Below are 23,405 nucleotides of genomic sequence, written 5' to 3'. Positions count from 1 at the left end.
GTTTAAAGTTCACTTTAAGGTCAAACCCAATTCGGCAAACCGCATTCCCGCCTTCGATCGGCATCAGGAGTATTCAAGTGCAAGGAGATGACACCGCCACGACGATGGAGCAACGGCTTGCCGCCCAGCGCCACGCCTTCCTGCGCGACGGCGCGCCGACGATGGATCAGCGCAAGGCCGCCCTGCGCCGCTTGCGGAGCGCCATTCTGGCCCAGCGCGGCGCGCTGGCAGCGGCCGTCAGCGCGGACTTCGGCCACCGCTCGCCTTACGAGACCGACATTTTGGAGATTGTGGTCACCGTGCAGGCGATCGATTACCTGCTGCGCAACCTGAAACGCTTCATGAAACCGGAGCGCCGCCACGTCGCCCTGCCGTACCAGGCTGCGCGCGCCTATGTGCAATATCAGCCCAAGGGCGTGATCGGCGTTATGGCGCCGTGGAACTACCCTTTATCGTTGACCTTCATCCCGCTGGCCACCGCCCTGGCCGCCGGCAACCGCGTGATGCTGAAACCTTCGGAGCTCACGCCGCATACCAGCCAGCTCATCGAGACGATGCTGGCGGCGCAGTTTCCCGCCGACGAGATCGCCGTGGTGACCGGCGGGCCGGAGGTCGGGGCCAGATTCAGCGAGCTGGCGTTCGACCATCTGGTGTTCACCGGCAGTACGGCGATCGGCCGTCAGGTCATGCAGGCGGCCGCTAAAAATCTGGTGCCGTTAACGCTCGAGTTGGGCGGCAAAAGCCCCGCCGTCATGGCGCGCGGCGCGGTTAACGCCAGAAACGTCCAGAGCGTGGCGTTCGGCAAGCTGTCGAACGCGGGCCAAACCTGCATCGCGCCCGATTACCTGCTGATCCATCAGGACGATCTGGCAAGCTTCATGGCGCTCTACGACGCGGCGGTCAAAGCGTTTTACCCCACAGGGCCGACGGGCAGCGACTACGGCGCCATCATCAGCGACAGGCACTATCAGCGTTTGCAAGACCTGCTGGCCGACGCCCAGGCGCGGGGCGCGCAAATCATTCCGGTCGGCCATCGCCCGGACTCGGCGTCTGAACGGCCGAAAACCCTGGCCCCCACGCTGATCGTCGGCGCCCCCGACGACAGCCGGATCATGCAAGAAGAGATCTTCGGGCCGCTGCTGCCGGTGCGCACCTACGCCGCCTTTGATGAAACGATCGACGTTATCAACGCCGGGCCGCGCCCGCTCGCGCTCTACTACTTCGGCCCGCCGGGCGAGGATCGGGACCGGTTGCTGACGCACACCACCTCAGGCAACGTCAGCGTCAACGCCACCCTGCTGCATTTCGCCCAGGACGATCTGCCGTTCGGCGGCATCGGCCCCAGCGGCATGGGGGCCTGTCACGGCGTCGAAGGATTTCGGGCGCTGAGCCACGCCAAGGGCGTTTTCATCCAGAGCCGCTGGCACTTTACCGGCCTGCTGCGCGCGCCGTTCGGTAAACTGGCGGACGCGGTGCTCACGTTCATGTTGCGGCGCCGATAAAGCGGTGTGCTGACAATCAATAGCACAGCCATGAATCGCCGCAAGCTATCACAATATTCACTCATTCCTATTTTATCTCTCCGCCGCCGCTGACTAAGCTTAGCCATGAGTCACCCTCTGTCCGTTGGCGACGGGGGTGACGTAAATCGATTGAGTTCAGTTATTTAGCGCAACACCCGACGCAAGCCTTACCCGCATGCCTTGTTAACCGCTCCACGCCCGGCGGCTGGAGCATCTTTACGGAAGCAGAGAGCGCATTATGACAACTGAAAGCAAATGCCCGTTTTCGGGCGGCAAGCAGCCCGCACCGCAGAACGGCCCCACCAATCAGGATTGGTGGCCTAATCAGCTCAGCCTGAAACCGCTGCATCAGCACTCCCCCCTGTCCGATCCGATGGATAAAGACTTCAACTACGCCGATGCCTTCAACAGCCTCGATCTGGCGGCGGTCAAACAGGATCTGCACGCCCTGATGACCGATTCGCAGGAATGGTGGCCGGCGGACTTCGGCCACTACGGCGGCCTGTTCATCCGCATGGCCTGGCACAGCGCCGGCACCTACCGTATCGGCGACGGCCGCGGCGGCGCGGGCGAAGGCCAGCAGCGCTTCGCCCCGCTCAACAGCTGGCCGGACAACGTCAGTCTCGACAAGGCGCGCCGTTTGCTGTGGCCAATCAAGCAGAAATACGGCCGCAACATCTCCTGGGCCGACCTGATTATCCTGACCGGCAACGTGGCGCTGGAATCGATGGGCTTCAAAACCTTCGGCTACGCCGGTGGCCGCGCCGACACCTGGGAGCCGGACGACGTCTACTGGGGGTCTGAGAAGATCTGGCTGGAACTGAGCGGCGGGCCGAACAGCCGCTACTCGGGCGACCGCGATCTGGAAAACCCGCTGGCGGCGGTGCAGATGGGCCTGATCTACGTCAACCCGGAAGGCCCGGACGGCAACCCCGATCCGGTGGCCGCCGCGCGCGACATCCGTGAAACCTTCGCCCGCATGGCGATGAACGACGAAGAAACCGTGGCGCTGATCGCCGGCGGCCACACCTTCGGCAAGACTCACGGCGCCGGCCCGGCGTCTCACGTCGGCGCCGATCCGGAAGCGGCCGGACTGGAGTCACAGGGCCTCGGCTGGCACAGCACCTTCGGCACCGGCGTCGGCAAAGACGCCATCACCAGCGGCCTGGAAGTGACCTGGACTACCACCCCGACCCAGTGGAACCACGACTTCTTCCGCCACCTGTTCGAATACGAATGGGAGCTGAGCCAAAGCCCGGCGGGCGCGCACCAGTGGGTGGCGAAAGACATCGGCGAAACCATTCCCGACGCCTTCGATCCCAACAAGAAGCGCCGCCCGACCATGCTGACCACCGACCTGTCGCTGCGCTTCGATCCGGCCTACGAGAAGATTTCACGCCGCTTCTATGAACACCCGGAAGAGCTGGCCGACGCCTTCGCCCGCGCCTGGTTCAAGCTGACCCACCGCGATATGGGGCCGCGCGCGCGCTACCTCGGCCCGGAAGTGCCGCAGGAAGAGCTGATTTGGCAGGATCCGATCCCGGCGGTCGATCATCCGCTGATCGACGAGCAGGACATCGCCGCGCTGAAAAGCAAGGTGCTGGCTTCCGGCCTGCCGGTGTCCGCGCTGGTTTCCACCGCCTGGGCTTCCGCATCGAGCTTCCGCGGTTCCGATAAACGCGGCGGCGCCAACGGCGCGCGCATTCGCCTGGCGCCGCAGAAGGACTGGGCCGTCAACCAACCTGCGCAGCTCGCCGCGACGTTGGCCACGCTGGAAGGCATCCAGCGCGCCTTCAACGATGCGCAAACCGGCGGCAAGCGCGTCTCGCTGGCGGATCTGATCGTGCTGGCCGGCGCGGCGGGCGTGGAACAGGCGGCGAAGAACGCCGGCTTGACCCTGACGGTGCCGTTCGCCCCAGGCCGCATGGACGCCTCGCAGGAACAGACCGACGTGGACTCCTTCGAGGCGATGGAGCCGCTCGCCGACGGATTCCGCAACTTCCTGAAGGGCAAATACCGCGTGCCGGCCGAAACGCTGCTGGTCGACAAGGCACAGCTGTTGACCCTGACCGCGCCGGAAATGACGGTGCTGGTCGGCGGGCTGCGGGTGCTCGGCACCAACGTTGGCGGCACGCAGCACGGCGTGTTCACCCATCGCCCGCAGGCGCTGACCAACGACTTCTTCGTCAACCTGCTCGACATGGGCACCACCTGGCACCCGGTGGGTGAGGACGGCCTGTTCGAAGGCCGCGATCGCCGCAGCGGCGCGGTCAAATGGACCGGCACCCGCGTCGATCTGGTGTTCGGTTCGCACGCGCAGCTGCGCGCGCTGGCCGAAGTCTACGGCAGCGCCGACGGGCAAGAGAAGTTCGCCCACGACTTCGTCGCCGCCTGGAACAAAGTGATGAACCTCGATCGTTTCGATCTGGCGTAAACTCCCCGCAACGGTCTGCTTCGGCAGGCCGTTTTTCCTCCCGAGAGCAACACTGCCCCCGCTCAGCGCCAGCCGTAGCGCACGTCGTTATATTTCTTTTCCCGCTTATTCGTATTTACTCAACAAGTCATATAAAAATTTGATGGGCGGCAATTCTTTTAATGCTGTATTTATATTTAGAGGGCAATGAAGAGCGTAAATTCAGCGCGCTAATACGATATATCCCATCAAGGAGAACACCGTTATGGATTATCCTCAATTCACTTCAACACGCGGCGAGGCGGACCGCATTATCAGCGCCGTCCCTTAGCGATAGCGGGCCTGCTGGCCCGGCGCCTCACCGTTTACGCCAATAAGAATAAATGTTCTGCCCCTGCGCTATATTCGCCGGGGCGTCAGAACTTCGCCCCTATTTAGCGTTTCATCACGCGCGTTGCGTTTTTAGCTTTTATTTTTCAGCCGGCGGGAAAGCTCATAGGAAATGACGTTTCACTCAGGAAAATAACCGCTACCTGGAGGTCATCATGCAACACATTATCGGTATTTCTTCTCGTCGGCTGAGGATATCGGCCCTTGCGCTGCTGCTCCCTGCCGTATCATGGGCGGCCGATACGGCATCTCTCGCCGTGGGGCCGCAATATGACACCACCCATGTCTACGTCGAACGCGGCAAGATGGATGCCTTTGTCGACAGCATCCTGAAAACCTTCGGCGGCACCCGCACCGAACGCGTGCTGGTCAACGTCACGCCCACGCCGAGCGAAACCTACTCCCAGCTGATATTGACGCCGGCCGGCAGCTTCTCGGTGTTCGATTTTAAAACGCCGATCCCGTACCCGTTCGGCGTCGAACGCAACGGTTTTCTGGTCAGGGATATGGATGCCGCCATTCAACAAGCCAAGGCCGCCGGCGCCGATGTGCTGGTCGACCCCTTCGACGATCCGATTGGGCGCGACGCGGTGATCCAATGGCCCGGCGGCGTCAACATGCAACTCTATTGGCACACCAAGGCGCCTAACTATAAGCCGCTGCTGAGCGTGCCGGAAAACCGCCTGTATCTCTCCGCTTACCGCGTCGATGACTTCCTGAAAAGCTATCAGACGTTCTCGCACGGCAAAGTCGTGCGCGACGAGCAGGTCAGCGATGCGGCGATCGGCCGCAACGATAACGGCAAGATCCGCCAGATCGAACTGGACTCGCGTTTTGGCAAAACGCGCATTTTCGTCACCGATGGGCATCTGCCTTATCCGTTCGGCCATGAGCGCACCGGCTATGGCGTCGAGGATCTGCAGGCCACGCTGGCCAAAGCGACGGCCAGCGGCGCGCAGGTGCTGTGGCGTTCGACGGCGGCGGAACGCCGCGCCTCGGCGCTGGTGCGTTTCCCCGGCGGCTACATCGCCGAAATTCACCAGACAGCCAAATAAACCCAAGGCGCGCTGCGGCGCGCTTTTTTCTTCGGATATTCATGATGAAACGCACGCTACCCGCACTGTTGCTGTTCTCCACGCTCCCCGCACTGGCGGCGGAGCCCGCCGCTTCCTCCTGGAAAAACATCCTGTTGGGCGATGCGGCCACCTTATCTTTCGACGGTTCACTGCGCGAGCGCTATGAATGGACGGATCAACGGGATCTGAGCGGCGGACGCGACGACACTTTCATGCAGCGCTTGCTGGTTGGCGCGCGCCTCGACTACGGCGACTATTTCGGCGCCTATGTGCAAGTGGGATCGTCGCTGGCCACGCCGCGCGATCGCGGGCGCAAGCCGACCGACGAAGATCATGCCTACCTCGGGCAGGGCTATGTAGATATGAAACTGCCCACTGCCTACGGCCTCGGCACCCTGCGGGTCGGCCGCCAGGAGATTGCGCTGGGCTCGCTGCACCTGCTGGGCACCCGCGACGGCCCCAACGTGCGCCGTTCCTTCGATGCCATCCGCGCCAGCTGGGTCAAGGATAAAAACCGCCTCGACGCCTTTATCGGCCATCCCGTCACCCTTAAAACCGGCAGTTTCGACGACGATACCGACAACAGCCAAAAGGTGTGGGGACTGTACGGCACCACGCCGCTGACGCCGCTGGCGTCCTCGCTCGATCTCTACACCTTTGGCTTTGAGGATAACGACGCCCACTACGCGCAGCTTAGCGGGCAAGAGCGGCGCTATACCGTCGGCGCACGCATCTTCGGCGCAGCGCGGGGGTTCGACTGGGATAATGAAGCTTCCTGGCAGTTCGGCAGCGCAGAACAGCGCGATATCCGCGCCTGGTCGGCGTCGGCGCACGCCGGCTATACGGTGAGCGACTGGCGCTGGCAGCCGCGCTTTGGCGGCAAGATTGGCATCGCCAGCGGCGACAAAAACGGTCACGATGGGCAGCTCAACACCTTCAACGCCATGTACCCCAAGCTGCCCTACCTGACCGAAAACGGGCTGGTGGCGCCGGCTAACCTGATCGCCATCCATCCTTCGGTCACCATTACGCCGTGGCAAACCCTGGCTATCGATTTCAGCTGGGACGCGTTATGGCGGCAACGCCGTGAGGACGCCTTCTATCTCGGGCCAATGCGCCCGGTGAAAGGCAGCGAACAGGGATCGCGCTTTATCGGCAACCAGTACCAGGTCGAAACCACCTGGACGCCGAGAAGCGATCTCCAGTTCAAGGTAGCCTATGTCTACTTCGACGTCGGCCACAGCCTGCAGCAACATGCCGGGCTGAAAGACATGAACTTCGTGCTGGCGCAGGGTACCTACAGTTTTTAAGCATCAGGCAAGTTAATCGGTGTACGCGGGCACCCTCAATAATCCCGTATCCGATTAATGACGACAGCCGGCGTGCGGCCGCCTCTATGCGTTACGGCAATGGCGGCTACTCACCGCATTTCACAGATAAAAAGCTGGAAAAACAGAAAGATAAATCAGCAACGCAAATGCCGCGCGCCGATTACAGAGAAATATTAAATAAAGATTTAATTCCAACGAGTTATTTAAACAAGTCTTTTACTCATATCTTATGCAAAAGATTCATATAAGAATAACTAATTAATAAAATAATTGTGTTTATACTGCTTTAACTCAATCGCAGTGCACAATTAATTCCTCACCGTGATTAATGATAAGGATATATTCCGCTTGAACGCAATATTCAAGCCAGACCAAGGAGGCAAGCCAATGATATCACATTAATTATCCATGATTTTCAAACCTGTGTACGAGCATATAGAGCGTTAGGTGCAATATTGTCAACGTCCAAAGGAGTTTGATATGTCATTAGCTACCGATAAGATTTCCGATTATTTAACCAGTTATGAAAGAGGCGATCACGCGGAGAGCAATAAACCGTCATATACCACGCAAGAGGTTTCAGATCTGCTGCTGAGAAGCCATTATTCCGCCAATGGCAAAGGCGTGACAGACCATGCGGCTACCTTGACCTACTCTTTCCCCGTCTATACCGGCAGCGACAAGACGGGCGCCGCGCAGCTTACCGCCGCTCAGCAAGCCCAAACCAAGCTTTCATTGCAATCCTGGTCGGATGTGGCCAACATCACGTTCACCGAGGTTAAAGGCAACGACGCGAAAAATGCAGATATAAAGTTTGGTTTTTATAAGGCGGCCAGCGGGGGCAATTACACCTCGTATGAAAGTACGCAGAGCGATCTCAAAAGCACCATTTGGATCAGCGGTAATAACGGCTACGACGCCTCCAATCCGCAAACCAATAACTACGCCAGGGATACGCTTACCCATGAAATAGGGCATGCGTTGGGGCTTTCTCATCCCGGCAATTATGATGCGTCAAATGCCACCTACCCCACCTACGCCAACTCGGCGAAGTATTATGAAGACGACCATCAATATTCTTTGATGAGCTATTTTAACGAACAATACACCAACGCTGACTATAAAGGCGTTTGGCCATCAGGACCGCAGCTGGATGATATTACCGCCATACAGAAGCTTTACGGCGCGAATACCACCACGCGCACCGGCAATACCACCTATGGTTTCAACTCGAATACGGACAGAGACTTTCTGAGCGTTAAAGCGTCCACGGACAAAATCGTGGCGGCTATCTGGGATGCCGGCGGCAATGACACGCTGGATTTTTCAGGCTACAGCCAGGATCAGCGCATCAACATTAACGAAGGCGCATTCTCTGATGTAGGCGGCTTGAAGGCGAATATAGCCATCGCCTACGGCGCGCAGATTGAAAATATCATCGGCGGCAGCGGTGCCGACATTCTTGTGGGCAACGCGCTGAACAATACGCTAAAAGGCGGTGCAGGCAACGACATCATTTACGGTGCCGGCGGCGCCGATCAGCTTTGGGGCGATGCAGGCGCGGACACCTTCGTCTTCCGCGAAGCCGGCGACAGCCGAGCCACCACGCCGGATTGGATCCGCGATTTCCAGACCGCGGAGGATAAAATCGACCTGTCGTGGCTCAACCAGACGGCTAAGGCCGAGGGGGGCGAGTTGCACTTCGTGGATAATTTAAGCGGCTCGTTATATGAAGCGGCGCTGAATTATGACGCGCAGCAGAATGTCACCGATCTGGCCATCAATCTCTCCGGCAATCAATTGCCTGATTTTCTGGTTAAAATCGTTGGGCATGTCGACGCTTCCGCCGATATTCTCGTCTAGCCAAGAAACCAACAGTCCGGTGCGAACGCCGGACTGTTCATCTCTTATCAGGCCTCACCCGGCGTCTTTTTACATTGCCACAGCAATAAATCGCGCAGACGAGGTCACACCGCTTCCAGCTCCGCCGCCAGGGTGGCGACCAGCTGCGCCGCCGGCATCGGCCGCGCCAGGCCGACACCCTGCCCGGCCCACAGCGACATAAACTCCCCGCGCCCGGCCTTGGCCGCCGCCTGGCGGATATCGCCGGTGAGCGCGTTCTGCACCGGATAAGGCAGGATCTGCGCCTCTTCCGCGCGCATCTGCCGCATGAAATCATTGACGATGCCGCGCGCCGGGCGGCCGCTGAAGGCGCGCGTCAGGCGCGTGCTGTCATCGCCGGCGTTGCTCAGCGCCGCCCGCCAGGCTTCGGCGATGCCCGACTCCGGGCTGCACAGAAACGCGGTGCCGAGCTGCGCCGCCTGCGCGCCCAGCAATTGCGCCGCCGCGATGCCGCGCCCGTTCATGATGCCGCCTGCAGCGATCACCGGGATTTTCACCGCCGCCACCACCTGCGGCAGCAGGGCCATCAGCCCGACGCAGGATTGTTCGATATCGCCAAGGAAGGTCGGGCGGTGGCCGCCCGCCTCCGAGCCTGAGACGCAAACGAAGTCGGCGCCCGCCTCTTCCCAGGCGCGGGCTTCCGCCACCGTGGTGGCGGTGCCGATCACCCGTGAACCGGCCTTCTTGAACTGCGTGACCGTGGCGCGCGGCAACACACCGAAGGTGAAGCTGACCACCGGCGGCGCAGCCTCCAGCAAGGCTGCGATCTGGTCGCGGTTGTTTTCGGCGAATTGAGTGGGGATCGGCGGCTCGCTCAGCCCCAGCGCTTCGCGGAACGGCCGCAGCAGGTGCTGGGCGCGCTTCAGTTCGGCGAGATCCGGGTGCTGCTCATTGAGCAGAAACAGATTGATGTTGAACGGCGCGGCGGTCTGCGCGCGGATCTGCTGCACACGTTCGAGGATCAGCGCCGGTGAAAACAGCGCCGCCGCGCACGATCCCAGCGCCCCGGCGTTGCTCACCGCCACCGCCAACGCCGGCGGTGACGCGCCGTTCATCGGCCCCTGAACGATCGGATAGCGCAGCCCAAGCTCGCGGGCAAAAGCAGAAGGTGCCGTCATCAATGTGTCTCCCTGTACTGACTACATTCGTCTTACGGCGGCCGCGCCGCCGAACCGACCAAAAGCATAGCACCTTCTCACCGCCTGGCCGTGCAGTTAATGCTTCACCTGCCGCCTGTCCAACGACAGGAAGTGATGCACCACCGGTTTCTCCGGGCCAATATGGAAGCGCAGCGCCTCCTGCTGCAGATCGGCGTCGGCGTGCGACACCCGCTGGTGCTGCCGCAGATGCTCCGCCCAGGACTCCACCAGGAACCACTCCATGATGCATTCCGGATCGCCGGTATGCTCGGTGATACCCCAGGCGTAAGCGCCATCGCGGCGGCGCGCCCGCTCCAGCATCAGCAGCGTGCGCAAGAACTGCGGGCGATCCTGTTCGCGGATGCGGTACTCCACCTGAATCATGACCGGGCCGCGATCGTTTTCGACCGGCGTGTTGACCAACGGTTCCGGCCAATGGTTCGACGGCTGCAGATCGGCCTCACCGGTCGGCAGACGCAGGCGGTGGAACAGCAGCCCCGCCGCCAACAGGCCGACGCCGCCGACCAGCAGCGTGGCGGCCACGCCCAGCTCCTGCGCCACCAGCCCCCACAGCAGGCTGCCCGCCGCCATCGCACCGTTGAACACCATCAGGTAGATGGCCAGGCCGCGGCCGCGCACCCAGTTGGGCAGCACGCCCTGCGCCGCACCGTTGAGCGTGGTCAACGCGATAATCCAGCCTGCGCCCAGCACCAACAGCAGCACCACCGCCAGCCACTGCGGCGGCGCCAGCGACAGGGCCGCCATCACCGCCGCCGTCAACACCGCCGCCAGCAACACCAGCCCGTCGGCATTCAGCCGCTGACGCAGGCGCGGCAGCACAATAGCCCCGAGGATCGCCCCGGCGCCCACCGCCCCCAGCAAAACGCCGTAAAAGCCGGCGCTGCCACCCAGCATGCGGCGCGCCACCAGCGGCAACAGCGCCCAGACCGAGCTGGAGAAGGCGAAAAATACCGCCGCCCGCAGCAGCACCACGTGCAACTCGCGGCTGGAGCGGGCATAGCGCAGGCCGGCGCGGAAGGCGCCGAAGAAATGCTCAGACTGGCCGCTGTCTTCGACCTTGGGTCGCTTCCACCACAGCAGCGCCGCAATCACCAGCACATAGCTCATCACGTCCGCGCCGTAGGCCGCGCCGGCGCCGAAGCTGGCCAGCAGCAGCCCCCCGGCCGCCGGGCCGATGGAGCGAGCGATGTTGATGCCCAGCGAGTTCAGCGCCACGGCGTTTTTCAGCTCGGCGCGCGGCACCAGCTCCGGCACGATCGCCTGCCAGGTCGGCCCCATCAGCGCCGCGCCGATGCCGCCGACGAACGTCAGCGCCAGCAAATACTCCACCGTCAGCGAGCCGGTCTGCGACAGCACCAGCAGGCTGCCGCTCACGCAGGCCAGCAAGATTTGCACGAAGATCAGAAAGCGCCGCCGGTCGAGAATGTCCGACAGCACCCCGGCCGGGATCGCCAGCAGGAACACCGGCAGCGTAGCGGCGGTTTGCATCAGCGCCACCGCCGAAGGGTTGCTCGACAGGTCAGTGATCAACCACGAGCTGGCGACGTCGCGCATAAAGCTGCCGACGTTGCCGAGCACCGTCGCGCCCCACAGCACCGCAAATAATGGGATTTTCAGCGGCGCGAAGCCGCCCGCCGCCGCCTTGTTTTCCGTCTGCTCAGCCATCTGTTCGCTCCTTCAAATCGTTAAATGCCACCAGCAACAGCGCGCCGGCCAGCCCAAGGTGTTCAAAAAATCCGTTCATCATCTGGCCGCGCTCCGCCCCGTCGAACTGCCAGAACGGATTGGCCATCAGCGTCGCCATCAGGGTAAAACCGGCCAGCGCCAACGCGCCGAGCCAGCGATAAAAGCCGCTCAGGATCAGCGCCGACGCAGCCAGTTCCAGCAGCGTCACCAGCACGGCGAACAGCGCCGCCGGCTGCAGGCCGAAGTGGCTCATCTCGGCGACCGCGCCTTCGACGTTCAGCGCTTTGACCAACCCGCCCTGAATATAGGCGGCGCAAATGGCGAGCAGCAGCAGCCAGCGCACCACAGGCGCATGCAGCCGCTGTGCGCAGCGGGCGGCGATAGCAGTCAGGTTCATCGCGCCCCCTTAAAACGGCGAATTTTGGATGAAGGCCAGCAGATCGGCGTTGAAGCGATCGGGATCGATCTGCGCCAAACCGTGCGAACCGCCAGCGTAAACATTCAGCTCCGCCTGTTGCATAAGCTTAGCGGCTTTCAGCGCCGAGGCGCCGATCGGCACGATCTGATCGGCGTCGCCGTGCACCAGCAGCGTCGGCTTGTCGATCGCCAGCAGGTCGGCGGTGTAATCCACTTCGGAGAACGCGCGCACACACTCGTACTGCCCTTTCACGCCGCCCTCCATGCCCATCAGCCAGAAGTGGTCGATCAGCCCCGCATTGCTCTCCACCTCGTCGCAGTGGAGGCCATAGAACGGCACCGCCAAATCTTTGAAGAACTGCGAGCGGTTGCCCGCCACGCCGCTGCGAATGCCGTCGAAGGCCGCCATCGGCGTACCCTCAGGGTTGACCGGCGTTTGCAGCATCAGCGGCGGTACGGCGCCGACCAGCACCACCTTCGCCACCCGATCGCTGCCGTGACGGCCGATGTAGCGCGCCACTTCGCCGCCGCCGGTGGAATGGCCGACCAGGATCAGATCGCGCAGATCCAGCGTTTCGATCAGCAGGGCCAGATCGTCAGCGTATTGGTTGATGTCGTTGCCGTGCCAGGTTTGCTCCGAACGGCCGTGGCCGCGGCGATCGTGGGCGATCACGCGGAATCCGCTCTGGCCGAAAAACAGCATCTGGTTGTCCCAGGCGTCGGCAGACAGCGGCCAACCGTGGGAGAACAGGATCGGCTGGCCGCGGCCCCAATCCTTATAAAAAATGCGTGCGCCATCGGGCGCGGTAAGGGTGCTCATGACGTGTTCCCCGCTCGGTATCGAATTGGATTTTGTACGGGTTAACAGTACGGCAGGCGTAAAGGCAGTGATAACGGAATAATTTTCGCATGATCGCGAGTTTTTTTGCTGAAGAAGCCGGCGTCGCCGCCGGCGCAAAACGTCAGATGTTTTCCAGATCGATACCGCGCGTTTTTGGGCCGAACAGCCCGATCACCAGCATCACGATCAGCATGCTGGCGACGATAAACGCGATCACCCCCAGCGAACCGCCGTACTGCAAGATAATGCCGATGATGATGCTGCTGAACACCGTCGACAGCCGGCTGAAGGAGTAGCAGAAACCGACGGCGCGGGCGCGGATATGGGTCGGGAAGATCTCGGATTGATACGAGTGGTAGCTGTAGGTCAGCCAGGCGTTGGACCAGGTGATGAAGAAACCGCACAGGATCAGCCACAGCGGGTTGTTCTGCAGTGCGAACAGCGAGCCGAAGATCACCGTCACCAGGCAGGACAACACGATCTGCCACTTGTTCTCCATCTTGTCGGCGTAGAAGCTGCACAGCAGCGAGCCCAGCGGGTAGGCCAGCGTGATAAAGAAAGCGTACAGCAGGCTGTGGGTGACCGAAGCGCCCTTGCCCGACAGCAGCGCCGGCAGCCAGTTGCCGAAGCCGAAGAAGCCGATGGCCTGAAAGAAATTCATCACTACCAGCATCAGCGTGCGATCGCGATATTGCGGCGCCCAGATGTCGCGAAAGCGGCCGCGCAGCGGCGCTCCCTCGGCATCGTCCACCGGGCGCGACGGGAAGTCCGCGGCCGCCACGCCGCAGCGCCGCTCCATGTCCCGCATCACCTGCCGGGCCTGCGCATAGCGCCGCTGTTGCACCAGCCAGCGCGGCGACTCCGGCAGCCCCTTGCGCACCAGCCAAATCACCAGCGAAGCCAGCGCGCCGGCGATCACCACATAGCGCCAGCCGCTCAGCCCCCAAATCGTCTGCGGCACCAGCCACCAGGACATCAGCGCCACCGCCGGCACCGACAGAAACTGCACGAAGAACGCGAAGGCGAAAGCCCGGGTGCGCAAGTGCGCGGGCACCCACTCCGTCAGGTAGGTATCGATGGTCACCAACTCGATGCCGAGCCCGACGCCCACCAGAAAACGCAGAAAGATCACCCATTCCGCCTGCTGTTGAAACGCCAACAGCAGCGAGAAGGCGCCATACCAGATCAGGGCGAACATAAAGGTGGCGCGCCGGCCGAAGCGATCGGCGTACGGGCTCAGCAGGCTGGCGCCGACGAACAGGCCGAGAAAGGTGGCGGAGGCAAAGGCCGCCTGATCCGACACGCCGAAAACGCCCTGCGCGCCGGTGTGGAAAATGCCGTCGGCGATAAGGCCAGTGCTGATATAGCCGGTCTGGAACAGATCGTAGAGTTCGAAAAAGCCGCCCAGCGACAGCAGAATGATAAAGCGCCACAGGCCGGCCGACGCGGGCAAGGCGTCGATTCTGGCCGCCAAATCCCGCGCATGGATTGGCGACGCCGCTACAGATTCACTCACCATTAACCTCGCATTAACATTTTTGATGACTTTCTATGCTAGCGAAGCGGCGTCGGAGTTAAATTTTTAATTAGCAGACTATGAAAAAAAGTTAAGCATAAAACGCTACAGCAGCCTGTTTTATAGCAGGAAAATGTAGCGCGGGATGCCGCAGCGGCATCCCGAATCGGCAGGTTAACGGCTGTGGTGCTGCTGCAGCCGTTCGCTGCGGTAGACGCTCAACAGGCACCAGCCGAGGGCGATCAGCGCCAGCGGCGCGGCGACGAAGCCGATGTTGCCCATGCCCAGATGCAGGCTCACCTGGTTGCCCAGCAGCGCGCCGCTGCCGATGCCGAAGTTGTACAGGCCGGAGAAAATCGCCATCGCCACGTCGGTAGCGTCCGGCGCCAGGCTCAGCACTTTGGCCTGCATCGACAGGCCGATCGCCATGATCGCCATCCCCCAGAAGATGCACAGCACCGTCAGGTGGCTTTCACTGCCGGCCGCCGGCAACAGCAGCAGCAGGCTCAAGGCCAGCAGCGTGATGGCACCGATGAAGAAGCCGGAAGGAAACCGCTCGCTGTAGCGGCTGAACAGCAGGCTGCCGACGATGCCGGCGGCGCCGAACAGCAGCAGCATCAGCGTGGTGAAGTTCTCCGACAGCCCGGCCACGGTCTGGATAAACGGCTCGATGTAGCTGTAGGCGGTGAAGTGCGCCGTCACCACAATGATGGTCAGCATGTAAAGCGCCACCAGCGCCGGGCGCTTGAACAACAGCGGCACGCTGGCCAGCGAACCGGAATGCTCGCTTTTCAGCACCGGCAGCAGGCGCCACAGCAGCACCAGCGCCAGGGTGGCGCACACCGCGATGCCGATAAAGGTCATGCGCCAGCCGAGCAGTTGCCCGACCACCCGCCCGAGCGGCAGCCCGAGCACCATCGCCAGCGCGGTGCCACCCGCCAGCAGGCTCAGCGCCTGGGCTTTCTTGCCCGGCGGCGCCACGCGGATCGCCAGCGAGGCGGTGATCGACCAGAACACCGAGTGCGCCAGCGCCACGCCGGCGCGCGAAATGACCAGCGTGGTGAAGTTCCAGGCCACGGCGGTCAGCACGTGGCTGGCGATAAACAGCATGAACACGCCGATCAGCAACTTGCGGCGCTCAATCTTGCTGGTCAGCAGCATGCACGCCAACGAGGCAGCGGCGACGATCCAGGCGTAAATGGTAATGATCAAGCCGACCTGTTCGGTTTGCATCGAGAAGCTGGCGGCGATATCGCTCAGCAGACCGACCGGAATAAACTCGGTGGTGTTGAAGATAAAGGCCGAGACGGCGAGGATAACCACGCGCAACCAGGCGGTTGAGCGCGAAACGGGAGCGTGTTCCATGGTAAACAAAATCCGGACAGGTGCGGGCAAGTCGCGATATTTTAACCAACCGGCCCGCTAAATGCGATATACGTCACACTTTAATTGTGTGGTTTTTTTCACCGCCCATCGACACGCTCACCGACGCACGGTTGCCAAAATGCTGTGCTAATCTATTGAAGCGTACCAATTTTTCCTGCCGTTCTTCCCAGGCCGTCCACGCGCCGCGCCGAAGAAGCGCGCAGTGTCCTTTTGGCGTTTCCTGAGGCGAGGTCATTATGATGTCCGCGATTTATGATTGGTCCGTGCTCGCATTGCGCAATGTTTACGATCGCCGCATTCAGGGCCAACCGGTGCTCGACAGCGCCGCGCTGTTCCCCGACGCCGAACGTTTCACCGCCCAATGGCGGCAGATCCGCGAAGAGGCGCTGACCGTCGCCCACGATCTGCACAATATTCCCCGTTTTCACGAGATCATGAGCCAGCAGGCGTCGATCTCCGCCAACGACGCGCGCGACTGGCGCATGTTCATCATGAAGGCCTACGGCCAGCCCATCCCCCACAACCTGGCGCGCTGCCCGACGCTGGCGGCGCTGATCGCTTCGTCGCCGGACGTGCTGTCCGCCTCGCTCTCCTTCCTGGCGCCCGGCAAACAGGTGCCGCCCCATCGCGGGCCGTTTCGCGGCATTCTGCGCGGCTATCTGGTGCTGGACATGCCCAAACGCGCCGACGGCGCGCCGGCGGCGGTGCTGAAAGTGGACGGCCGCGAATACCGGCTGCACGAGGGGGAGTTCATGCTGTGGGACGATACCTTCGAACACGAGGTGTGGAACGACAGCCCGCAGGTGCGCACCGTGCTGCTGCTGGACATCCGCCGCCGCGACATGCCCGCCGGGCTGCGGCTGCTCTCCGGCGCCATCATCGCGCTGGTGCGGCTGAACGTGCGCTGGATGCAGCGCCAGTTCTGACTGCGGCGCTCAGGCGATTAACCGCCCTGAGAAGCCAGCCACTGCTCGGCGGTAGTGGTGGCTATGCCCTGGCGCGCATTGAAGGTTTTCGCCTTATCCCAGGCCACGCCGTCGGGCCGGGCGAAAGCCAGCCGGTATTTGGCGCCGACATCATGCGGATGGTTCCGCACATCTTCCCGCAGCCGCTCTTTGTCCAACAGGACTCTGTTGACCTCCACGCCCCAGTACGCCTGCATAAGATCGGCAAGCTCGCGGTAGGTCAGCGTGTCGCCGGCGATATAAACCACCTGGTTGCGAAACGCGGGCCGATGGAAAAAAATCGCGGCCGTCAGCCGGCCAATGTCCTCGGGGGTGGTCAGCGTCACCGCGTAGCGCCAGTCGCCCAGCGCGCGCACCGTTTTGCTTGCCGCGTCCACCACGCCAAAGCCGGGGTCAAACAGGTAGCTGGTGAAAATGCCCGTGGAAACAATCACCCACTCCGTCACACGCTGCGCACGCAGCAGGTGGCGCACCTCAAGCTGTTCATCCCACACCTGTTGCCCGCTGCCTTTACCCACGACATCGTAGTCCACGCCGAACTGCCACGGGAAGTAGCGCGCCACGCCCGCCTGCAAGACGGCCTGGGTGATCTTTATCTGCGTGCCCGCCCCGCCGACAAAGCCGCTGCAGTTGATCACCGCGTCGAAGGAACGGAATAGCGCGCTCAGCGCCTCCACGCCGTTTTGCTGCAGATCGCCTTCCACCACGGCGATGCCGAGCCGCGCCAGCGCATCCCGCCGCGCCCGGAGCGGGCCGCTGACGGCGCGTGCAGCCTCCGGCCGGAGCAGCACGCTGATTTTTAAAGATGGAGATAACCGAGCCTGCCGGCTCATCGCACGCAGTACCGGCAGCCCCAGTTCACCGGCGCCGAGTATGAGCACGGTATTGATAGATGGATTTGTGGATTTCATTCTTGCCTCCTGTCTTGACACTGCGTCATCCTGACAGCAGGCAAAAACGGGTTCAATTAGGTACACGCGTGATACCGGAGAGGAATATGACGAGCGATCGGGAAGCGCTGCTGCAATTTTCGCAGGCGTTCTGTGAAGAACTGAGCAACGACGATGAAGGGTTGAAGCGTGAGATCCTCGCGCATGCGGGCAACCGTTGGTCGCTGGGGGTATTGCATATCCTGGGCACTCACGGGCCGCTGCGCCACGGCGAGATAAGCCGCCAACTGGCGGGCGTGACGCAGAGAATGCTGACGCGGACGCTGCGCCATCTCGAGCGGGACGGGCTGATATCGCGCTGCGATTATCAGGAGAAACTGCCCCGCGTGGTTTACACCATCACCGACGCGGGGGAAGAGATGCTGCTCAACATGCTGCCGCTCTGGTCGTGGATTATCGCCTCCGCCGACGCCTTCAGAGCGGCCCGTTCGCACTACGATGGCCAAGAGCGCAACGCCGCTGAAAAATGAACGCGGGCATCCCTGCCCGTGGGGCGGCGCTCAGCCGCCGCCCAGATAGGCCTTTCTCACCTCCGGATCGTTCAACAGCTCCTGGCCGCTGCCGGTGAGGCGGATCTGGCCATTGACCATCACATAGCCGCGATCGGACAGTTTCAGCGCGTGGTTGGCGTTCTGCTCCACCAGAAACAGCGTCATGCCGCTGCGGGTCAGCTCGCGCAGTACGCCGAAGATCTGCCGCACCACGATCGGCGCCAGCCCCAGGCTCGGCTCGTCCAACAGCAACAGCTTCGGCCGGCTCATCAGCGCGCGGGCGATCGCCAGCATCTGCTGCTCGCCGCCGGACATGGTCATCGCCCGCTGGTTGCGCCGCTCCTTGAGGCGCGGAAACAGCTCGAACATGCGCGGCAAATCCTCCTCCAGGTAGCGATTGCCGACGGTGATGGTGCCCATCAGCAGGTTCTCCTCCACGCTCATGTCCGGAAAGATGCGCCGCCCCTCCGGCGCCTGCGCGATGCCGCTGCTGGCAACAAAGTGCGTGGAGCGACGGCTGATGTCCTCGCCGCCAAACAGGATCTGCCCGCCGGCGATGCGCGGCTGGCCGAAGATCGACATCAACAGCGTGGACTTGCCCGCGCCGTTGGCGCCGATCAGCGCCACCGTCTCCCCGGCGTTCACCTGCAGCGACACCTGGCGCAGCGCCTGGATCGGCCCGTAAAACACATCCACTTCGCGAAATTCCAACATCGCTTCGCTCATCCCGCCAGCTCCTCTTCGTCCGCGCCCAGGTAGGCGGCGATCACCGCCTCGTTGTGCTGGATCTCCTGCGGCGTGCCGCGGGCGATCACATCGCCGTGATCGAGCACGATCACCCGATCGGAGATCTCCATTACCATGCCCATGTCATGCTCGATCAACAGCACCGTGATGCCGTGATGCTGCCGCAGGAAGCGAATGATGCGGCTCAGCGTGGCCGTCTCCACCGGGTTCAGCCCGGCGGCCGGCTCGTCGAGGCAGATCATCTCCGGCGCGGTGCACATGGCGCGCGCGATCTCCAGCCGCCGCTGCTGGCCGTAAGACATCTCCCCCGCCAGCCGGTTGGCGCAGCTCACCAGATCCACCACTTCCAGCCAGTAGAAGGCATGATCGAGCGCGGCGCTCTCCGCCCGGCGGTAGCCCGGCGTATTCAGCACCCCGGCGATCAGGTTACGGTTGCTCTGCATGTGCTGCGCCACCAGCAGGTTCTCCACCACCGACATTTCGCGGAACAGACGGATATTTTGGAAGGTGCGCGCCAGCCCGGCGCGGTTCACCAGGTGAGTGCCGCCGAACATCTTGTAGTAGAGGCGCGAACCGAGCCGCTTTGGGCGTATCCAGTCGCCGGCGCGGAACTTCTGCCCCAGCACCTGGATCACGTCGGTCGGCCGCTTGTGGGTATTGAGCAGGATCGCGCCGCCGCTGGCGCGGTAAAAGCCGGTCAGGCAGTTGAATACCGTGGTCTTGCCGGCGCCGTTGGGGCCAATCAGCGCGGTGATGGAGCCGCGTTCCACCTCCAGATTGACGTCGTTCAGCGCTTTGATGCCGCCAAAGTGCATCATCAGGTGTTCCACCCGCAAAATGGCGTCGCTCATGGCGCCACCCCCTTGCGTTCGGCGAAGCTGGATCGGCTGATGCGCACCAGCCCGCGCGGCCGCCAGATCATCATCGCCACCATCAGCACGCCGAACAGCAGCACCCGGTATTCGGCGAAGCTGCGCAGCAGCTCCGGCGCCACCGTCAGCACGAAGGCCGCCAGCACCACGCCGAGGGTAGAGCCCATGCCGCCCAGCACCACGATCGCCAGGATCAACGCCGACTCGAAGAAGGTGAACGAAGTCGGGTTGACGAAGCCCTGGTAGGTGGCGAAAAACACCCCCGCCAGCCCGGCGGTGGAAGCGCCGAGCATAAACGCCGACAGCTTCACCAGCACGTGATTCAGCCCGAGAGAACGGCAGGCGATCTCATCTTCGCGCAGTGCCTCCCAGGCGCGGCCGATCGGCATGCGCGTCAGCCGGTGCTTGATATACAGCACCAGCAGCACCACCAGAAACAGCACCGCGTAGATGAAAATGAACTTGAGATTCGGGTTGTAATCGATGCCGAAAAACTCGTGGATCGGCACCCCGCCGTCTTTGGCGCGCCGGCCGAACTCCAGGCCGAACACCGTCGGCGCCGGCACCGAGACGCCGTTTGGCCCGCCGGTGAGCGACATCCAGTTGTTCAGCACCAGCCGAATGATCTCGCCGAACCCCAGCGTAACGATCGCCAGGTAGTCGCCGTGCATGCGCAGCACCGGAAAACCCAGCAGTGCGCCGGCCAGCGCCGCCATCAGCGCCCCCAGCGGCAGCATCGCCCAAAACCCCAGCCCGAGATATTGGTAGCCCAGCGCCAGCCCGTAGGCGCCAATGGCGTAAAACGCCACGTACCCCAGATCGAGCAGCCCCGCCAGCCCGACCACAATGTTCAGCCCCAGGCCGAGCAGCACGTAGATCAGGCCGAGGATCGCCACCGTCAGCAGGTATTTGGTGGCGACAAACGGGAACAGCAGCGCGATCGCCGCCATCAGCGGCAGGATCCAGCGCAGGTTGGATTTATAGCCCAGCGGCCGCACGTAAACGCCGTCGTTGCCGCCGTCGAAGCGCGCCAACACCCTGCGCCCCGGCGCGGTTTGCAGGAACAGGCTCAGCAGCAGCCGCCCGGCCATCACCGCGACGATGATCCACACCAGCCGATGCGGCTCGAAGTTAAAGCTGTAGCCATTCAGCACGATGCCGACGATCGGCCCGAACACGATCAGGGCGATCAGCCCGGCCAAGACAGCGTCCAGCAGGCTGCGTTTGACGTTCAGCCCGCCGTTGATTACGGATTGCGACATGGCGTTCTCCTTAAACCTTGGCGATCAGGGGCCGGCCGAGCAGGCCCTGCGGACGGAAGATCAGGATCGCCACCAGCAACCCGAAGGAGAACACGTCCTTGTAATCCGAATTCACCATGCCGGCGAACTGCGCCTCCGCCACGCCGAGCAGCAGCCCGCCCAGCATCGCGCCCGGCAGCGAGCCGATGCCGCCCAACACCGCGGCGGTGAAGGCCTTGATGCCGATGATAAAGCCGACGTAAAAATCGAAGGTGCCGTAGTTCATGGTGATCAGCACCCCGGCCAGCCCGGCCATGGCGGCGCCGATCACGAACACCAACGAGATCACCCGATCGGTATTGATGCCGAGAATCGAGGCCATTTTGCGATCCTGCTGGGTGGCGCGGCAGATGCGCCCCAGCCGGGTGCGCTGAATGATGTAGGTGAGGATCGCCATGCCGAGCAGCGACGCCACCAGAATGAACACCTTGGTGTAGGTGATCTGCACCACGCCACCGTCGAATTCCAGGCGGAACACGCCGCTCAGCAGCGTCGGGATGCCCTGCTGGCGCGGCCCTTGGCTTATCTGCGCATAGTTTTGCAGGATTAACGACATGCCGATGGCGGAGATCAGCGGCGCCAGGCGGGTGGAGTTGCGCAGCGGCCTGTAGGCGATACGCTCGATCACCCAGCCGTACACCCCGGTGATGACGATGGTGAACACCAGCGTGCCGAGGATCAGCAGCGGGAACGATTGCAGCCCAAAGAACGACAGCAGCGCCAGGCCGATGGCGCACAGGTAGGCAGAGATCATGTACACCTCGCCGTGGGCGAAGTTGATCATGCCGATGATGCCGTAAACCATGGTGTAGCCGATGGCGATCAGGCCATACACCGCGCCGAGGGTCAGGCCGTTGATCAGCTGTTGCAGAAAGAATACATCCATAATGAGCAGTCTCGCCTGGTAAGGCCGCCAACGCAGTCCGACGCGGCCCAAAGGTAGTCGCGGAACGGGCGCGCCAAGGCGGCGGCCCGTCGGTCATAGGGTCACACCCTCAATGTTCGGCCGTTTACAGTTGGTGATATTTGCCCTTGTCATCCCATTGATAGACCACGTAATCCGAGACCTTCAGATCGCCCTTCTGGTCCCAGGCTTTCTTGCCCATCACGGTGTCCACGTCGTGTGACTTCAGCCATTCGGCGGCCTTGGCGCTGTCTTTGCCGCCGGTGGCGTTGAAGGCGGCGGCGATCGCCTGGATCGAGGCGTAGGAATAGAGGGTGTAGCCTTCCGGCTCAAAGCCGCTGGCGCGGAACTTGGCGATCACCGCCTTGCCCTCCGGGATCAGGCGCGGATCGTTGCCGAAGGTCATCAGCACGCCGTTGGTGTACTGCGGCCCGCCGGCGGCGGTCACCAGCTCTTCGGTCACCACGCAGTCGCCGGAGAAGAACTTGGCGGTCACGCCCTGCTCGCGCATCTGGCGCACCAGCGGCCCGGCTTCCGGATGGCAGCCGCCGAAGTAGACCACGTCAGGCTTGACCGAGGCGATCTTGGTCACCAGCGCGTTGAAGTCTTTCTCACCGCGCGACAGCCCCTCATACAGCACTTCCTTGACCCCGCGCTTGTTCATCGCCGCCTTCGCTGCGTCCGCCAACCCCTGGCCGTAGGTGTCTTTATCGTGGATCACCGCGATGCGCTTGGCCTTCAGCGTATCCAACATGTAGTTGGTGGCGATCACGCCCTGCTGATCGTCGCGCCCGCACATGCGGAACATGCTCTTCATGCCGCGCTCGGTGATCTGCGGGTTGGTGGAGCCGGGGGTAATGGCGATGATGCCGGCCTCGTCATACACCTCGGAGGCGGGCATGGTGGATGAGGAACAGAAGTGGCCGACCACCGCCGACACCTTGTCCTGATCCACCAGCCGGTTGGCGACCGCGACCGCCTGTTTCGGTTCACAGGCGTCATCCCCCTGCACCAGTTTGATTTTTTCCCCTTTGATGCCGCCGGCGGCGTTGATGTCCGCCGCCGCCTGCGAAGCCCCGCGCCAATACTGATCGCCATAGGTGGCGTTCGGCCCGGAGAACGGCCCGGCGACGCCGATGACGATATCGGCCTGCGCGGAAAACGCCGTACCTAGACAACCGATGAGCAAAGCAGCGAGCGGACTTTTTATCAATTTCGATGACATTGTTATCTTCCTCAGCACTGTTGTAGCGAAACGCCCTGGGGCGCGGATCAGTCACTTTATGTGTAGACGGGGAAAATAATTTTCTTGAGAGCGCAGTCGCATTCCCCAAAAATGGGTAAGCAAAAATCCAGCCATTGTGACGACGAATACATATTGTTTGCTTATTCATCCTACATATCAGTTGCAGCGCGGCGTGTAGCGGGGATAAACGAGAGTCTGGGCAGTGCGGCTAGCATGAGAGGGAGAACGGCCCTGCACCATCGCCGTGCAAAGGCGTGTGCAAGCGACGTCAATAACGATTGGGGATGC

The 23,405-nt window shown here is 62.3% G+C and carries 20 protein-coding genes; 7 read left to right on the top strand and 13 right to left on the bottom strand.

Translation table 11 applies throughout. The annotated features are described in order from the left end of the window. Positions 1 to 77 precede the first annotated feature (77 nt). The 5 genes from L085_RS12450 (at position 78) to L085_RS12430 (ending at position 8,596) form a co-directional block, all read left to right on the top strand. Positions 78 to 1,502, top strand: coding sequence for a coniferyl aldehyde dehydrogenase (locus L085_RS12450; protein ID WP_226988534.1), 1,425 nt, complete (start codon positions 78 to 80; stop codon positions 1,500 to 1,502). Positions 1,503 to 1,761: 259 nt separating this feature from the next. After that, entirely contained in the window at positions 1,762 to 3,957 is a 2,196-nt protein-coding gene (gene katG / locus L085_RS12445) for a catalase/peroxidase HPI (protein WP_044030864.1), read from the top strand. Positions 3,958 to 4,481: 524 nt separating this feature from the next. Beyond that, complete coding sequence (locus L085_RS12440; RefSeq protein WP_044030863.1) at positions 4,482 to 5,381, top strand: glyoxalase; 900 nt, start codon at positions 4,482 to 4,484, stop codon at positions 5,379 to 5,381. Positions 5,382 to 5,422: 41 nt separating this feature from the next. Beyond that, positions 5,423 to 6,712 carry an alginate export family protein gene (locus L085_RS12435; protein ID WP_044030862.1) on the top strand — a complete coding sequence of 430 codons (1,290 nt, stop codon included), beginning with the start codon at positions 5,423 to 5,425 and terminating at the stop codon, positions 6,710 to 6,712. A gap of 501 nt (positions 6,713 to 7,213) precedes the next feature. Next, positions 7,214 to 8,596 (top strand): serralysin family metalloprotease, encoded by a 1,383-nt coding sequence (locus tag L085_RS12430; RefSeq protein WP_044030861.1) that lies wholly within the window; start codon positions 7,214 to 7,216, stop codon positions 8,594 to 8,596. 104 nt (positions 8,597 to 8,700) lie between these two features. On the opposite strand, the gene L085_RS12425 is transcribed toward L085_RS12430, so the two are convergent. From L085_RS12425 to L085_RS25320, 7 genes are all read right to left on the bottom strand, one after another. Continuing rightward, positions 8,701 to 9,753 carry a nitronate monooxygenase gene (locus tag L085_RS12425; RefSeq protein WP_044030860.1) on the bottom strand — a complete coding sequence of 351 codons (1,053 nt, stop codon included), beginning with the start codon at positions 9,751 to 9,753 and terminating at the stop codon, positions 8,701 to 8,703. A 96-nt stretch (positions 9,754 to 9,849) separates the two neighbouring features. Then, positions 9,850 to 11,460, bottom strand: a complete 1,611-nt coding sequence (locus L085_RS12420) for an MFS transporter (protein WP_044030859.1) — start codon at positions 11,458 to 11,460, stop codon at positions 9,850 to 9,852. After that, positions 11,453 to 11,878, bottom strand: a complete 426-nt coding sequence (locus L085_RS12415) for a DoxX family protein (protein WP_004928622.1) — start codon at positions 11,876 to 11,878, stop codon at positions 11,453 to 11,455. Before L085_RS12415 ends, L085_RS12420 begins: the two co-directional genes overlap by 8 nt. A 9-nt stretch (positions 11,879 to 11,887) precedes the next feature. Further along, on the bottom strand, positions 11,888 to 12,718 hold the full coding sequence (locus L085_RS12410; protein ID WP_044030858.1) for an alpha/beta hydrolase: 831 nt from the start codon (positions 12,716 to 12,718) through the stop codon (positions 11,888 to 11,890). Positions 12,719 to 12,860: 142 nt separating this feature from the next. Beyond that, positions 12,861 to 14,258 (bottom strand): MFS transporter, encoded by a 1,398-nt coding sequence (locus L085_RS12405; RefSeq protein WP_004928618.1) that lies wholly within the window; start codon positions 14,256 to 14,258, stop codon positions 12,861 to 12,863. A 171-nt stretch (positions 14,259 to 14,429) separates the two neighbouring features. Continuing rightward, on the bottom strand, positions 14,430 to 15,620 hold the full coding sequence (locus L085_RS12400) for a sugar transporter (RefSeq protein WP_033632605.1): 1,191 nt from the start codon (positions 15,618 to 15,620) through the stop codon (positions 14,430 to 14,432). Between the two features lie 73 nt (positions 15,621 to 15,693). Next, positions 15,694 to 15,876: a hypothetical protein gene (locus L085_RS25320; protein WP_144240687.1), complete on the bottom strand. Its 183-nt coding sequence runs from the start codon at positions 15,874 to 15,876 to the stop codon at positions 15,694 to 15,696. Positions 15,877 to 15,880: 4 nt separating this feature from the next. Between L085_RS25320 and L085_RS12395 the strand changes: the two genes are divergently transcribed. Next, a complete protein-coding gene (locus L085_RS12395; RefSeq protein WP_033645507.1) occupies positions 15,881 to 16,567 on the top strand; it encodes an aspartyl/asparaginyl beta-hydroxylase domain-containing protein in 687 nt (228 codons plus the stop codon). A gap of 17 nt (positions 16,568 to 16,584) precedes the next feature. Here the strand turns inward: L085_RS12395 and L085_RS12390 are convergent, their stop codons facing one another. Further along, positions 16,585 to 17,517, bottom strand: coding sequence for an aromatic alcohol reductase (locus L085_RS12390; protein ID WP_044030857.1), 933 nt, complete (start codon positions 17,515 to 17,517; stop codon positions 16,585 to 16,587). A gap of 86 nt (positions 17,518 to 17,603) precedes the next feature. Here L085_RS12390 and L085_RS12385 point away from each other — a divergent pair, with 86 nt between their 5' ends. After that, positions 17,604 to 18,026, top strand: a complete 423-nt coding sequence (locus L085_RS12385; protein WP_004928603.1) for a helix-turn-helix domain-containing protein — start codon at positions 17,604 to 17,606, stop codon at positions 18,024 to 18,026. A 30-nt stretch (positions 18,027 to 18,056) separates the two neighbouring features. On the opposite strand, the gene L085_RS12380 is transcribed toward L085_RS12385, so the two are convergent. The 5 genes from L085_RS12380 to L085_RS12360 form a co-directional block, all read right to left on the bottom strand. After that, on the bottom strand, positions 18,057 to 18,773 hold the full coding sequence (locus L085_RS12380) for an ABC transporter ATP-binding protein (RefSeq protein ID WP_004928599.1): 717 nt from the start codon (positions 18,771 to 18,773) through the stop codon (positions 18,057 to 18,059). After that, positions 18,770 to 19,645 carry an ATP-binding cassette domain-containing protein gene (locus L085_RS12375; RefSeq protein ID WP_004928596.1) on the bottom strand — a complete coding sequence of 292 codons (876 nt, stop codon included), beginning with the start codon at positions 19,643 to 19,645 and terminating at the stop codon, positions 18,770 to 18,772. Before L085_RS12375 ends, L085_RS12380 begins: the two co-directional genes overlap by 4 nt. Further along, the gene (livM, locus tag L085_RS12370) at positions 19,642 to 20,928 is read right to left on the bottom strand and encodes a high-affinity branched-chain amino acid ABC transporter permease LivM (RefSeq protein ID WP_015378468.1); all 1,287 of its coding nucleotides are present in this window, start codon (positions 20,926 to 20,928) and stop codon (positions 19,642 to 19,644) included. Before livM ends, L085_RS12375 begins: the two co-directional genes overlap by 4 nt. Positions 20,929 to 20,938: 10 nt before the next feature. Beyond that, positions 20,939 to 21,853: a branched-chain amino acid ABC transporter permease gene (locus L085_RS12365; RefSeq protein WP_044030856.1), complete on the bottom strand. Its 915-nt coding sequence runs from the start codon at positions 21,851 to 21,853 to the stop codon at positions 20,939 to 20,941. A 124-nt stretch (positions 21,854 to 21,977) separates the two neighbouring features. After that, positions 21,978 to 23,096, bottom strand: a complete 1,119-nt coding sequence (locus L085_RS12360) for a branched-chain amino acid ABC transporter substrate-binding protein (protein WP_033632602.1) — start codon at positions 23,094 to 23,096, stop codon at positions 21,978 to 21,980. Positions 23,097 to 23,405 lie beyond the last annotated feature (309 nt).

The sequence above is a fragment of the Serratia sp. FS14 genome (genome assembly GCF_000695995.1).
GTDB classification, from domain to species: Bacteria; Pseudomonadota; Gammaproteobacteria; order Enterobacterales; family Enterobacteriaceae; genus Serratia; species Serratia nematodiphila.
Note: the sequence above shows the minus strand (reverse complement) of the source record. Positions and strands in the feature narration are given on the sequence as shown.

Excerpts from the sequence above, each read along its gene's own strand:
- katG (WP_044030864.1), top strand. The coding sequence starts at position 1,762 with ATGACAACTGAAAGCAAATGCCCGTTTTCGGGCGGCAAGCAGCCCGCA.
- L085_RS12390 (WP_044030857.1), bottom strand. The coding sequence starts at position 17,517 with ATGAAATCCACAAATCCATCTATCAATACCGTGCTCATACTCGGCGCC.
- L085_RS12395 (WP_033645507.1), top strand. The coding sequence starts at position 15,881 with ATGTCCGCGATTTATGATTGGTCCGTGCTCGCATTGCGCAATGTTTAC.
- L085_RS12405 (WP_004928618.1), bottom strand. The coding sequence starts at position 14,258 with ATGGTGAGTGAATCTGTAGCGGCGTCGCCAATCCATGCGCGGGATTTG.
- L085_RS12360 (WP_033632602.1), bottom strand. The coding sequence starts at position 23,096 with ATGTCATCGAAATTGATAAAAAGTCCGCTCGCTGCTTTGCTCATCGGT.
- L085_RS12400 (WP_033632605.1), bottom strand. The coding sequence starts at position 15,620 with ATGGAACACGCTCCCGTTTCGCGCTCAACCGCCTGGTTGCGCGTGGTT.
- L085_RS12430 (WP_044030861.1), top strand. The coding sequence starts at position 7,214 with ATGTCATTAGCTACCGATAAGATTTCCGATTATTTAACCAGTTATGAA.
- L085_RS12415 (WP_004928622.1), bottom strand. The coding sequence starts at position 11,878 with ATGAACCTGACTGCTATCGCCGCCCGCTGCGCACAGCGGCTGCATGCG.
- L085_RS12435 (WP_044030862.1), top strand. The coding sequence starts at position 5,423 with ATGATGAAACGCACGCTACCCGCACTGTTGCTGTTCTCCACGCTCCCC.
- L085_RS12385 (WP_004928603.1), top strand. The coding sequence starts at position 17,604 with ATGACGAGCGATCGGGAAGCGCTGCTGCAATTTTCGCAGGCGTTCTGT.
- L085_RS12365 (WP_044030856.1), bottom strand. The coding sequence starts at position 21,853 with ATGGATGTATTCTTTCTGCAACAGCTGATCAACGGCCTGACCCTCGGC.
- L085_RS12380 (WP_004928599.1), bottom strand. The coding sequence starts at position 18,773 with ATGAGCGAAGCGATGTTGGAATTTCGCGAAGTGGATGTGTTTTACGGG.
- L085_RS12410 (WP_044030858.1), bottom strand. The coding sequence starts at position 12,718 with ATGAGCACCCTTACCGCGCCCGATGGCGCACGCATTTTTTATAAGGAT.
- livM (WP_015378468.1), bottom strand. The coding sequence starts at position 20,928 with ATGTCGCAATCCGTAATCAACGGCGGGCTGAACGTCAAACGCAGCCTG.
- L085_RS25320 (WP_144240687.1), bottom strand. The coding sequence starts at position 15,876 with ATGACCTCGCCTCAGGAAACGCCAAAAGGACACTGCGCGCTTCTTCGG.
- L085_RS12420 (WP_044030859.1), bottom strand. The coding sequence starts at position 11,460 with ATGGCTGAGCAGACGGAAAACAAGGCGGCGGCGGGCGGCTTCGCGCCG.
- L085_RS12375 (WP_004928596.1), bottom strand. The coding sequence starts at position 19,645 with ATGAGCGACGCCATTTTGCGGGTGGAACACCTGATGATGCACTTTGGC.
- L085_RS12425 (WP_044030860.1), bottom strand. The coding sequence starts at position 9,753 with ATGACGGCACCTTCTGCTTTTGCCCGCGAGCTTGGGCTGCGCTATCCG.
- L085_RS12440 (WP_044030863.1), top strand. The coding sequence starts at position 4,482 with ATGCAACACATTATCGGTATTTCTTCTCGTCGGCTGAGGATATCGGCC.